At 43.2% G+C, this 13,700-nt stretch carries 10 protein-coding genes; all 10 read right to left on the reverse strand.

All coding sequences use genetic code 11. The annotated features are described in order from the left end of the window. Positions 1 to 43: 43 nt before the first annotated feature. The 10 genes from A3KS_RS0104790 to A3KS_RS22350 all read right to left on the reverse strand — a co-directional run bounded on the left by A3KS_RS0104790 (position 44) and on the right by A3KS_RS22350 (position 13,697). Positions 44 to 1,336, reverse strand: a complete 1,293-nt coding sequence (locus tag A3KS_RS0104790; RefSeq protein WP_026393949.1) for a bactofilin family protein — start codon at positions 1,334 to 1,336, stop codon at positions 44 to 46. A 36-nt stretch (positions 1,337 to 1,372) separates the two neighbouring features. Further along, complete coding sequence (locus A3KS_RS0104795; RefSeq protein WP_026393950.1) at positions 1,373 to 1,759, reverse strand: hypothetical protein; 387 nt, start codon at positions 1,757 to 1,759, stop codon at positions 1,373 to 1,375. Positions 1,760 to 1,761: 2 nt separating this feature from the next. Continuing rightward, complete coding sequence (locus tag A3KS_RS0104800; RefSeq protein WP_169727693.1) at positions 1,762 to 2,322, reverse strand: RNA polymerase sigma factor; 561 nt, start codon at positions 2,320 to 2,322, stop codon at positions 1,762 to 1,764. A 149-nt stretch (positions 2,323 to 2,471) separates the two neighbouring features. Then, entirely contained in the window at positions 2,472 to 3,026 is a 555-nt protein-coding gene (locus A3KS_RS0104805) for a hypothetical protein (protein ID WP_026393952.1), read from the reverse strand. A gap of 64 nt (positions 3,027 to 3,090) precedes the next feature. After that, on the reverse strand, positions 3,091 to 3,720 hold the full coding sequence (locus tag A3KS_RS0104810; RefSeq protein ID WP_026393953.1) for a hypothetical protein: 630 nt from the start codon (positions 3,718 to 3,720) through the stop codon (positions 3,091 to 3,093). A gap of 89 nt (positions 3,721 to 3,809) precedes the next feature. Beyond that, entirely contained in the window at positions 3,810 to 4,424 is a 615-nt protein-coding gene (locus A3KS_RS0104815) for a hypothetical protein (protein WP_156913201.1), read from the reverse strand. Between the two features lie 276 nt (positions 4,425 to 4,700). Then, a complete protein-coding gene (locus tag A3KS_RS0104820; RefSeq protein ID WP_026393955.1) occupies positions 4,701 to 5,369 on the reverse strand; it encodes a hypothetical protein in 669 nt (222 codons plus the stop codon). Between the two features lie 113 nt (positions 5,370 to 5,482). Continuing rightward, the gene (locus tag A3KS_RS0104825) at positions 5,483 to 8,650 is read right to left on the reverse strand and encodes a hypothetical protein (RefSeq protein ID WP_035355275.1); all 3,168 of its coding nucleotides are present in this window, start codon (positions 8,648 to 8,650) and stop codon (positions 5,483 to 5,485) included. Then, positions 8,647 to 11,676: a glycosyltransferase gene (locus A3KS_RS23075; RefSeq protein WP_084504891.1), complete on the reverse strand. Its 3,030-nt coding sequence runs from the start codon at positions 11,674 to 11,676 to the stop codon at positions 8,647 to 8,649. The genes A3KS_RS0104825 and A3KS_RS23075 overlap by 4 nt, the downstream gene beginning before the upstream one ends. After that, positions 11,676 to 13,697, reverse strand: a complete 2,022-nt coding sequence (locus A3KS_RS22350; RefSeq protein ID WP_051355664.1) for an oxygen-binding di-iron domain-containing protein — start codon at positions 13,695 to 13,697, stop codon at positions 11,676 to 11,678. The genes A3KS_RS23075 and A3KS_RS22350 overlap by 1 nt, the downstream gene beginning before the upstream one ends. Between the last annotated feature and the right edge of the window lie 3 nt (positions 13,698 to 13,700).

Here is a 13,700-nt window from a genome sequence, read left to right on the forward strand (position 1 = left end):
AAACAGGCCTCCCCGCGGAGCCTGTTTTTTTGTTACAAACTAATTATTTTATAGTATCTTCGTCATCAAGTTTGATCGTTTCGGTTGTCCTCTCGATGGCTACCGTGCCTTCTTCCATGTCAATAATTTCATCAATCATTAATAGTTCGTCATCGCCGGCGTTTCGCTCTTCTTTGAGTTTTCCATTCGTAAACAGCACATTGTAACAAATGAAACCTACACCAACAACATCCAGGAACAGGAACACAACAAAGTTAACAAATGGGATGTAACCCAAGATGATCGCCGCCGCTGCGACGATTAAGATCGAAACAAACGAGCTGAGCAGCGGTTTCATTTTGTCTTCAAAGAAGCGGATCAGCAGTTTGGATAAGACCACTGCCGCCACCGGCATTCCCAAGATGGCCAGGGCGATGATTCCGCAGGTCATGGCAACTCCAAATGGTGCATAAATAATAAAGGATACAATCACCAACAGTGGTGAGATGAAGAAAAATCCAGCCCCTATCCCTAGTGAAGCCAATATGTGTTTTTTTGCCATCACCGTGGTATTGGCATTAAATTCTTTGGTCATAAAGGTAATCAGTACCCAGATTACCAGGATAAACGCTAGTTTGGTGATAATCGATAACAGAATAGAGCCAACTGTTGGTCCCTGAGCTTCTTCAACGGTTTGTTCTTTTGACACCTTTTCCCAGCTAACTTCTGGTGCAGTGGCCCCAGGGGCTACGACCGCCTGATTGGCACTACGGTTATTGATTGGTCCTGTGATGCTTGCCCCATCATTAATGGTCAACTGATCCACATCGGTTTCCACAAAACCGTTGATGGTGCCATTAATTGAGACATTGCCAGCACCGGCCCGGAGATTTCGACCCACTATGCCATCAATATTCACATTGGCGGCAGCAAGATAAACATCCCGGTTAATGTTGGCTGATTTGCTGATGGTTAGATCGGAACAACCAGCAAAGACATCCCGGGTTACCTCACCATTGATGATGACCTGATTGGCCGCGGTATAGAGATTTCCATTAATTTTACCGTTAACCGTTACCGTATTTGCAGCGGCAAAAACGTCGCCGTTATATTCCCCGTCCAGGGTGATCGCATTGCCAGCAAAAAAGGTGGTGGTATCAAACACCGAATTAGCAGTGATATTAGAACCGGCAAAGGCAAATTCCGCATTGGGAACCGATGCACCCTCAATATTTACATTTCCCGATGAATCTTCGTAAGGGCTGATATCGTTGTTGGTAGCCCCGAAAGCGGTGGTAACAGTGATAAGCAATACCATCACCATCATTAAAACTGAGATACTAAATTTTTTAAACATTTTTTATTCTCCTTCAAATTTTTTTTATTTATCAGGTCAACAGAAATGCTGTTCATTTTTTAAGTGATTAATCAGCACTCCTGTTCCGACACAAATAACGACTGAAATTAAAAACGACATCGCATTGAAACTGTTTTGGAGCTGTTGAGAATAGTGGATGACAATACTGGTAAAAACTGTAATGATGGTTGAATCTCCTGTTTGCGCAAATACGATAAAGCGCATCACCATGACAGTAAAGGCAATGGATAAAATATAAAACAAGGCAAATAAATCTGAATTTCTGGTTTTCTCCAGACTCGCCTGATTGATTCGACTGATAATATCAAATTTTCGGCTGGTAAAAGGAATGGCATTGCCATAGTTTTTTACCGTGGTTTCGTTAAAGCCCAGACAGGCCATCATTTTATCTAGTTCATTCATTATCACATTCCTCCTTCATATAGGTTTTTAAGTTTTTTACAGGCTCGGTTCAACCGGGAAGACAGGGTTCCCATAGGGATATTTAAAAACTCACAGATTTTCTTGTAATCCCAGTCATAATAATACCGGAGGATCACCGCCCCTTTCAGTTCATGTGGCAACTGATCCAGGGATTTTTGAAGCTCGCCAAAATCCAGGGATTCGATGTTGTCATAGCTCAAAGCCTCATCAGTAAAAAATCTTTCGCCATTTTCCTGATCGTCCAGATAAACCATGGTTTTATTTTTTCGCAATAGATCCAGGCTGTTATTATGGACAATTTTCAGAAACCAGTTTTTAAAACTGCTGTCTAGCCGGTACTGTCTGATTTTGGCGAATGCCTTTAAAAAACTTTCCGCCACCACATCCTGTGCATCAAATTCGTTTTTAAGAAGAGAATAAGCATAGATATAGGCATATCGTTCGTACCGTTCAACGATGGGTTCAAAATACCCGGAATTCCCGGTTGTGATATACTTTTTAATCAAGGCGTCATCAGCGTCCTCTTCTTTATGTTCTTTCAACAAATTTCACCTCCGTTTTTTCTGCACATCTATATAACGGATGAGCCCCAGGTTTTCTTCCCAAAAAAATAAAATAATTTAAGAAATTTAAAAATCTTTTCCAGACTCGCAAAAAGCACTGATTCACACCAGTGCTTTTTGTGATCTGATTACTTCCAGAATTTAACACTCTTGACGGTTCCCTGATGGCCTAAAAAGGTCACATAAAATCCGGTTTGATCGTCATTAAACCAGATCATCATGACGATTGGATTATTCGGATCAACGGGATTCGACATTTGAATCATTTCCGTTCCTTCTGATCCAAGGATCTGTTTAACCTCATCATAAGTCATCCCTTCAGTGATGCTTGGCAGTTGATCTTCGGTAACGCTGGCGTCACTCAGGCCCATGACCTCACTGTCATTTTCATGATATAATATTTTTGAAATAACCAAATCGCTGGCGTCGTAACTAATCTGTACACCAAAACCGGTTTGCTCATCTGTGTAGACATAGGTGTCATCAATTTCTTCTGGTGTTACGCCTAATGTCGTCTCAACTTGATCTTTTGCCATCCCTAACTCGATTTGACTATAAAAATAGTCCGGCTTGTTAACCGCTTCATTTTTTGTTCCGCTACCATTGCACCCGGAAAGCATCACTGCCAGTCCCAGGATCAAAATCATGGAAAACAAAAATAGGATTTTTCTATTTTTTAACATCTTCTTCATCTCCCTTACTGATTTTTGCTACAAAATGATCATCATTTGATTGTATCATCCATTATTAAACCGGCGCATTTCGGTATTCCGAAAATAGCACCTTTCCGGTCTCCCCATCAAAGGTCACACTCAATGATGAAAAATCCGAATTGACCCAAACCAGTGTATAAACAATCTTGTCTTTTGTGCCCGGGTAAATCATGGCAGCCAACTCCAGACCTTCACCACCGAGAATATTTTTCACTTGATCATAATTCATGCCTTCAGTAATTTGGGGCACCTGACTTTCTGTTACCGTTGCCGTGCTGAGCTTAATCCATTCGCCGCCGCCGGCCACTACGATCAGCACTTTAGTTGTAACCAAACCACTGGCACTGTAGAAAACATTAATAGAATAACCCGTTGATTCATCATAATATAGATACGAACCGTCCGTATCCATAACTGGCTCAACCCCAAGAGCACTGTCAACCTCAGCTTTTGTCTGATTGATTGCCACCTTATTGTAAAAACTATAGAATGGTTGGTCTTGACCAATTTTGGGAATGGGACTCGCTTCACTCTCTGAGGTAGCCATGCTGTCATTATCCTTTGAGTTATCCGATCCGTTTGGAAAACACCCGGTAACCATTACCAATACACCCAAAACTACGATCAGTACCATCATCAGTCTGGTAAACTTCTTATCTTTCACTGACTATCCCTCCTTTTATTAATCTGTTGTCTCGATGGGATTCAATTATTGTTCATCACCTTTGAACAAACCCGACCATATTGGCAATGCTACAACAAACTATCTCTGAATTCGGCTGCCAGGACCGTATCGGTATCGGCATCAAAGGTCACCACCAGAATCGAACCATCGGTATTGATCCAGGCCAAGGCATAGGCTTCTTTATTTGCACCACTGGGATTAACCATTCTCAGCATTTCCACGCCAACCCCAGTCAACGCTTTTTTAACATTCGTGCGGGTCATTCCACTTGTAATTTTAGCACCCTGAGCTTTTGTGACGCTGGCATTACTCAGTTCAATCAACTCCCTGGCCCCCGAGGTGGGAACCAGTAACTTTAGCGTTACCTGATCTTTGGTATCGAAAAATACATTAACGGCATAGCCCGTGTCCGGATCTAAATAAACATAGGAACCTTCTGCCGACGTATTCCCCGCAGCTCCCAGCGATTTTTCAATATCCGCTTTTTTGTCGTTAATTTCAATCTGATTGTAGAGATCAAAAATCGCATTGTCGGAGATATCGTCCTGTTGCGAGTCACTATCCGATGCATTTTTTGTACCCGTAGATTGGGCCCCGCCTGATGAGCAGCCAGACATCATTGCCGCTAGGCTAAAAACGAGTCCCAATATTAACAGAAAACATATCAAGTTCCTTCTTTTCATTTCAGTCTTTCTCCCTTGCAAAAATAGCTACATCATTAGTCACACTCAGTTTCTATAAATTTGGCGACAAATGAAGCAACACAGATGATAAACATCACTGATCTTCTCTTTATAAATAGTTTTACCCCGAAATCTCAGTTTATAACGTAATCTATATTTCATAAAGCCACCATCTGTCTTTATATTACCGCTGCAATTTAACCTGGCCTCACGATAAAATGGCCGGAGTAAAGGTGCCACTTTACTCCGGCCAGCTATAATAAAATTGCTTATCGCTTATTTTTTATTCAAAAAATTAAATATCTCATCCAGATGACTTTGAACTGCATTGAGCACCTGCTTTTCATCCTGATTCGTGATAACTGCAAAAAGCTGCTCAATATCTACATCCCCATAATTATCATTTAATTTTTTGTTTAAGAAGGCATTCATAAATCCATCAACAACGGCTCTAAGAATGGCTATGTTTTCCTCCAATCCCGTGATCATATCTGCGGTTTTTCCCCGTTTGATCAAAAAATCCAACTGCATCAGATTGATCGTATAGGGCGAACTGTGATAACCCAGCCATTCCCTGACCTGCTGGTTAAAATCCTGCGCTTCAATAGCAGTATAGAGTTTCTCATGGGTCAGTTCTTTAAATTCGATGTTATCCAGTAACAACAGTCTAAAATCAATGGTCAGTTTTCTGGCATTATTCCAGATCTCGGCAATGAGTCGCCTTCGCTCGGTGGTGTAACCGACCACTGCAACGATCAGACTGACCAGTGAACCCGTGAAAATACCAAATAAAAAGGCATTATAATTATCCATGTTATTAAGGATATGGTCTTTCATCGGACCGTTTAGCATATTTGGAATCACATCATCAATGGCGAAAATAGCTATGGCGGATAACACCGTCAGAATCAGGGTCACAATGGTGCTATACTTAAAAGTTTTCATCTTCTACTCCTCAACTCATATCATTTTTTATCATTATAGCGAAAAACTTGTTTGATGTAAACGAATCAGCCTATAAATACTCCAGCTACTCCTTTTTACTATATCTGGAATAACTATTTAGTTTCAAGCTGCTTAAAATACTCGCTGATAATAGCATAGCTGTCTTTGAGGCGTTCTTTATAGGTGGGGATATCCCAATTTTCCCAGACAAAGGCGTTTTGATTGGAAAGACCGATACTGGCGATGGTCTGGTTACTGTCCCGTTTAACCAGGATGCTGCTGGCTAGAATGCCTTCGGTGATCACCGTCTGGAGCTCGTTGGTGGTCGGATTAAGAATGATCCGGGGATCATCAACAACCCGCATCATCGAGGGATCGGTGACGTTAATCCGAGTCCAGGGGATTCGGATTAAGACGGTTTTTCCCGAAACCTGAACCTGATTGTGGGAGTTATTTTCCAGGGTTCCAAAGGATAATTGACTTAAATCCTGAACCTCAGCCTCAATTTTAGTACCATTTTTGGTGACGATCTCCTTATTAGTGAGCATTGACATAGTTTCAAAAAAACCGATTTGTGAAGAAACGGAGCTATGTTTTCCGGTGCTGCTGTTATACCCCGACTGGACCAACAATAGTCCCTCTTGACTGCCATTGATTTCGATGATGTATTCAAGGCCGGAAGCCGCACTAGTTGGGATCGCTGTTCCGAACTTCATGTTGCCCCGGCTGCGGTCATAGGTATCCAGACCGATGATCAGCTGTTCCTGGGAAAAATCAACGAGCCTATTCAAGTCCAGTTCAATATGCAAATATGTTTCGTCTGCCGCCAGTGCCATTTTTGAGATAGCACCATCACCCTCAATGGTATAAGGTAATGATCGTGGCCCATCCGATTCCATGGCATAAATGCCATAGTTTTGTTCCGGATCAACGGCGTTATGCCACAGCGGGTTGCGGTCATAAGGAATGATATAGGGTTCGGTAATCCAGGTCTTCTTGGCCCACTCGTCGGTCCATTCGAAGATGATCCCGCCGGCGTAGCCCTCTTTTTCCATCGCCTTCATCATCCGAACGATGCCAGTTCCCTGGGCTTCTTCAGTCAGCCCGCCGTGATTGTAACCGTCAGGATTTTCATGGGCGTTGCCGGAGCCAGTGGCCAAACCAAATTCCGCCACAATGGCCGGATATTTCTGATGGCCGGCTATAAACTCCTGCAGGTAGCCGCCATAGCGGAAACTACCCGCTTCATCGGTGTAGGCGGCATAACTGGTTTCATTGTTCATAAAGTCCGGGTAGTTGGGATAAATATGATAGGCTCCAAAAAATCCGGCTTGGAGTTTTTCCCGGGTTGAAATGTGATTGATATCCACGGATACCTTGTCGTTGTACTGCTTGCCTTTATCTCCGCTTTCGTTCCATTCTGAGTCATGCTCAGTTGGATCAAGGGTTGGCCAGCTGACTATCCCCACTGGATGCTGCCACTGATAGCTATCTTCTTCGTATTGCAGTACGTAATCGCAGCTCATCGCCAGCCAGGCCTCGGTGGGGCTGGCGTTAGCTTCCGTATAAAGGTAATTACCATTGAAGACAAAACCGGGATTCTTTTCATTGGTGCTGATGACTTCTTCCGGTTCCATTTCCCGGCCCACCAGATAACCAACAATATAAGGTGAAACATCAGCGGTATAGTAGCCATAGGCCCGCCCCTTTCGCTGGGCAATATTAGCCTGACCGTGAATGGCATCAATATCCATCTTTATTTCGGCCAGATAGGCGGCATTGTAATCCCCGCCCAGATAATTATTCTCGGCCGGATGCTCTTCGGGCCAAATTTCCTGATAAAGCCAGAGTTTAGCGTCCGGATGCTGTTCATTGTAGAAAACCAGGGCCGAATAAAACTGCGGCGGCAGCAAGGTATAAACCCGGATCGTATTGGCATTCATTGTACCAATCTGTTCAAACCATTTCAGGTACAGCGCTTCGTCATAGGAGAATTCTGTAAACCATTTCCCCGGAACGGAAGAACCGATATTGACTCCCCGGGCATAAAAGTCTTCCCAGTTACCATCAACTAAAACCTGAAAACCGGTGCCAGACGTACGCGCTTCCATTTGCATCCCCGATATCTCCTGATGAGTCGCTGAGATTTCCGGTTTGGTTTTGACATCATTCATAATTTTTTCCATGACTGGCACATAGCAGCCCCAATAAAATTTACTATCAGCGTTGGGGTTGGCCACCGAAAATAATTGCTTAATTTTGGCAAAACCGGCATAATTCCAGAGCGTTCCGGAAAAATCCATCTGAGCAAAATCCCCGGCAAAATAATAAGCCGTATACTGAGAATTAATTGACCGGGTAATCGCGGCATAATCGGTACCCAGTCCAAACTCCGCTAAAGCAGTTTTACCAGCTTCGGTAACATTAAAATTCAGAGTTGCCAGTGTTTCGGATGAGGCATCAGGTTTGACCAGATCAAACCACTGCTCATAAGGAAACTGGCTGCTGAGTCCAAATTCATCCTGAGCTCCTTCACTAAAGGCCAGACTGACCCCATTTTTGTTCAGGGCTTCCCGATCTTTTAAGACCAGCACCTGATCCTGATTGGACACCAGCACCAGACCACCGCCAGTATATTCCCAGGTCTTGTTGGTCTGTTTTTGATAATTATTAACAATAATTTCGGGAATTTCGACATTCTTTTTAAGATCTGCGAAATATTTCCCACTCCAACCGGTAAAAGAAACCCGGAAGATATCCTGCAGTCCCTGTTGACTGTTGGCATCCCAGATATCAAACTCGCCGATAATCGTATTGCCCCCGCCCAGATTGTTTTTAATGCTAGCCAGATCTGCTTCAGAAAGATCTCCCACCAGCGATTTCTGAGCAATGCCAACATAAATATCATCACTGGCCACGCCGTTATAATCACTGGGATAAACCCCATCAGTATCAGCCAGATAAATGAGCTCTGGCATTTCTTGAGTTTGGGGGATTTCTCTGACTTGATAGTCTTGGTCGGATTTCGGGAAAACCCCAAAGTAATCGCTATCGTAGCGCAGCGGGTTTCCGGTGCTTTCAAGAACGACTTTTTTACTGTTTAAAGCCCACATCAGCCCCTTATGTTCTTTATAGGAGGGATCCGGTACGGTTTTGTCCACCACCCAGACATTCAAAGGCGTTGATTCCTGATTGTTCCAGATTAAAAAAGGCATCACAAAAACGCCGATTAACATCAACCCAATCCCAAAACACCATAAAATCACGGATTTCTTTTTCATGGTGTCACCTCATCTGCTTTGCCGGCAAATCCTTTTCGATCAGCCTTTTGCCAACCCACCGGTTTTTTGAACATATTGATGTAGCCACCAAAGCGCCAGAGGCTGAAATATTGCCGTACGCCAAAGTTTTCAATAGTAGCATAAAAAACCAGAATCCACAATTCTTTGCGGGAAAAATTCTTGCCGTTTTTTTCAGAAATCAGTAAAGAAGATACCGATACCAGTGTGCCCATGAGGACCATGGCGATAAACAGGATAATCGCAATTTGAACATTGAAAATACCGAGAATTACCGACAGAATAACCATCAGATATCCCTGAATCTCAAACAGCGGACCCAGCATTTCGAAAATATAGAAATAAGGCATGGCAACTGTGCCAATCCGGCCATAGATTGGTCTGAACATCATTTCTCGATGAAAGGTCAGAATCTCGATCAAACCACGGTGCCAGCGGTAACGCTGTTTTTTCAGGGTTTTTATGTCTTCGGGAACCTCGGTCCAGCAATTGGCATTATAGGCATAGAGAATGCGGAAAGGACGCCGGGCTTCTTTCATCTGTCGACTGATCCGCACCACCAGTTCCATATCTTCCCCCACCGTATCGGTTTTGTATTTGCCGCTGCTGGTAAGATAGCCGCCCACATTGATAATCCGTTCTTTTCGAAAAAGTCCAAAAGCACCGGAAATAATCAGCAGACAGTTAAAATAAGACCAGCCCAACCGCCCGGACATAAAGGAGCGAATGTATTCAATGGTCTGAAATCGGGCCAGTTTGCTTTCCGCCAGTCCTTTTTGGGCGATCTGTCCGCGATCAATGGTGCAGCCATTGATCGGCAACACATTGCCACCCAGGGCCGGGGTTTCAGTTTCTTCGTCCAGAGTTAAAGACGCCAGCTTGATCAGAGCATCATCCTCCAGCAGTGAATCCGCATCGATCCCACAGACGTATTCTTTGTTGGCAATGTTGATCCCTACGTTAAGGGAATCAGCCTTGCCGCCATTTATTTTATCTACCACAATCAGCTGCGGTCGGGAGCGGTTCAGATAGACCCCCCGAACCGGCTTGGTGTCGAGTCGGCTATCATAAAGATAATCGACCCGTTTCAAATCATAATAGCGAATCAGGGTATTCAAAGTCTGATCTTTGGAACCATCATTGACAATGATCAGTTCATACTCCGGATATTTGAGATTCAAAAGCGAATTGGCACTTTCGATAATGGTTTTTTCCTCGTTGTAAGCTGGGGCGATAATTGAAATTGACGGCAACATCCGTTTTTTAAACAGCAGTGACATATCCTTGATATTCCATAACCGCTCCTGCCTGACTACACTAATATAGGAAAACAGCAGTAGTACCAAATAAATCATATTGAGTGCCATGGCATAATAAGCAATATAGTAATTAAAATCCATCACAAAAAGCTCCAGCTGATCAATAAATGGCATGGCAAAAAGAATGCTCCAGTGGCGAATGCAGTAAACAATGGGGACAATCAGGCCGCTTCCTACTAATAGAATAAGCAGCCGCCGGGTCAGTTTTTCATCGCGTTTAAGCGGCTCATTTACGATTGGTTCAGTAACTCGGATAAGACCGCATTTCTGGGTCAGCCGCCCATTTAAATACTCGGCAAAATCAATTTTCAGCCCCCCGGACTGGATTATTGCTGCTTTGATAATTGCAATCAGCTCATTCTCAATATTGATATCCCTGTTTTTGTTGAGAAAATCGATGACTTCACTGGTTTTTCCCAGCAGAATGATTTCGCTGATGATTTTTTTTGCATCGTCATTGTTTTTTCGGGTCAGTTTCATTATAAAATACTCGATCCGTAGTGCTAAAATCGTGGCCAGATCTTTCTTTACCCGACAATCAGTCTCTGCCAAAAAAGCTGAAATGACCTGATTAAAATAAACCCGGTTTTTTTCAATCAGGGTGGATATGCCATTAATGGCACCTCTGGCAGTGTCTTCCTGCCTGAGAAAGCCCAGCAGCTTATCCAATTTTTCGGTTGATTTAAAATTGGCCAGGGCGCGCATAGCCGCATTCCTGATTTCCGTATCATCCGCATAGAGATACTGCTCCTGATCAAAAACCTTGGGGTAATATTCTGCGACAATATCGCAGGCTTTAATGACCAGCTGGTGATGGGCGGTTCCACTGTTTACACTCACTGGCAACAGCTCATAACGCCGACAGGAAAAATCTGCAGCCACATTTCCCTCGTATCGACACAACGCCCGATTCATCTCCAGCAAGGGACTGCTGTTGACACAATTAATACACTGTCGCACTCCCGCTTTACCATAGAGACTGTTCAGCTGCTCAATGGTTTCTTTCCGGCTATCAATGAGCTGAATCAGGTAGTTTCTTAACGTTTCCGAGAAGTATATCGATGAAAAATCCACAATCAATTCCTGGAATTCAATCCGCTGACTATTGATGATTTCGGGCAGATAACGGTGGAAGTCTTCACCAAAATCCGAAATCAGCATATTCACCTTATTACGGTAAAACCGACTTTCATTTAAGAGTGAATTGGTTAGTATGGGCAGTGATTCTTTATTGCCGATATCGGTCAGACTGTTGGCAATATAAAGTTTCAAGGTGCTGTTTGTTTCGTTTTCCAGAGCTTTTTCCAGCGCCAGCCGGGCTTTTTCGGTACCGAGAACGCCTAAATACAAGGCGGCTTCAGACTTTTTGGTAATATTTCGGGATTTTAATCCTTTCAGATATTTTTTTTCAAAACTGTCCATATCAATAGATTTGGCAATGTTTTCTTTGAGCAGCTGATCGTATCGCACCGATTGGCTAACTTTGCAATAGCTGGCAATTTCCATCGAAGCATAGGCTGGGGCTGGCTTTCCGGTTGCCAAGTTCAATAGTTCTTGTTTTTGATGTTCGGCGAAGATCAAGCTCTTATCATTTTTCCCTCTGCCCCTGATCAAACGCAGGATAATCACCAGATCGGCAATCAACAGTAACATCCCGATAATGATCCAAATTTCAAAGATTTCGATCATCACCGCATTTCTCCCTTAATTCGATTCTGAATCACCCCCATTAATTCCGAAAGCATAAACGGTTTTTTAAAATAATGCTCCACCCCCAAACTGGATGCCCGGAGAACCGATTCATCATTTTTTAGGTAGGACAAATAAATAAAAGGAATTTTGCTGGTACTGGAATCCGTCAGCATTTCTTCCCGGAACAGAAAACCATCCATTTTGGGAATCATCACCTCAGAGATAATCAGCAGCGGTTTTTCATCCCTTGCAATTTGCATAGCGGTCTGACCGTCACTGATGGCAATCACGCGATAATTAATATTTTCAAGGGCGGTTTTTAATACATCTACCGAAATTTCATCGGAATCTGCAATCAGGATTTTACCAATATCTTCCGTATATTCGGTGATCGAAGACTGGCTGCAAACAATATTCCGACCCATATTTCTGGCGATTTTAGTGCGCATGGCGACAACATTATAAAAGGCTTCGTCCAATTTACCATGATATTCTGCTTTCTCTCTGATCTCGCTGAGCCAGGCCAGACCGATGGAAGCCGTTACTTTTTCAATGAATTTTTCTGATGTAGCGACGGAATTTCTGATTTTTTCTGCAAAAACCAGGGCCGCTTCTTTTGTCGTCTGGGGGATATAAAAGGCAAAGGTAAATCCTTGAAGTTTGAATAACATCTCATTTCCCTCCTTCAATGCCTCTAAAATAAACACCACATTCCGCTGAACCGCTTCCACTTCGTCATGACCATAAAGATACTCAATCCGTTCAATATTATCCAGACTGATGACAATCAGGCCCGGGTTCTGTTCAGAAAAATCTGTGAAAATACTGTTGATCTCACTGGCCAGATAGTTCTTGAAAAAACTGAAATTATATAAGCCGGTGATGGCACAACGGATCAGTTTGTTTTGAGATTCCTGAAAACTGGACTCCAACCGGGTATTGACTTCTTTTAACATCCGGTTTTGTTCACTGAGGCTGGAAGCTTCATCTTCGATCTTTTTGATATGACTTTCAAATACTTCTGGCATCGGAATATCATATTCTTTGGACAACGTTTCGGTTAAAGGTTCAATGACAATCAGCCAGGATATCCCTTTTCTGACCAGAATCTGCTCAAAGATCAGATTCCATAACTCATTGCCGGTAACATTGTAATCAGTAATATTCAGGTTATCGTCCAAAGTCAATTCCATATCGGCCACCAACTCCCGGACGGATTCTTGATTAAAAATTGATCCCAACCGTTTTAACACCGCCGAGCAGATGCCCATATAGCCACCGGACTTGGCCAAATCCCGTTTAATCGGGTTAAGCAGAGTGCCACATTCCAGATCTCTTAAAGCTTTAATATAAGAAATGACATTTCCTTTGATGATGGATCCATGCTGGGGAACAATCATCGCGATATCCATCCCCAAGAACATTTCCATCACAGGCCGGAGAATGCTATTAGAAGGCATATAATGTTCATGAAATGTTTTCATTTTTTCCAGATAGTCCTCTCCAGCATAGAGACTCCATTCGTAGGAAAATGCTCCAAAGAGATCGCTCGAAAAGAGCGTTTTGGTCTGGTAATCATAGGAGGTAAAAGCGCCCGGAAAATGAAGATAGGGCGTCAGAACAAAACCCAGCGTCCGTCCGGATTTCAGCTTCAACAAAAAATTATTTTCATTGATGATATAATAATTCGACTGAATGCCATAGTATTTCACCAATGTCTGAGTGCGCCAGTGAGTGACAATTTCGAACTTTGCCCCGGCTTTTTCAAAGAGTGGCACGGCCGAACACAAATCTGGATCTTGATGTTGAAGAATGACATATTTGATTTTCTCAAGGGCGATGAGACTGCAGACATTTTCATAGACATCCTCAAAATCCAACACTGATCCGGGATCAATAAGCACCCCTTCATTCCCTTCTATTATCAGATAGGGATTACAGTGGAGTCCACCGTCTTGGGCACAGCCCCCGACCCAATAAATTCCTGCTGCTATTTCTGCTGTTCGAGATGTTGTCATTTC

This window comes from Acetobacterium malicum subsp. dehalogenans DSM 11527, assembly GCF_000472665.1.
GTDB classification, from domain to species: Bacteria; Bacillota; Clostridia; order Eubacteriales; family Eubacteriaceae; genus Acetobacterium; species Acetobacterium malicum.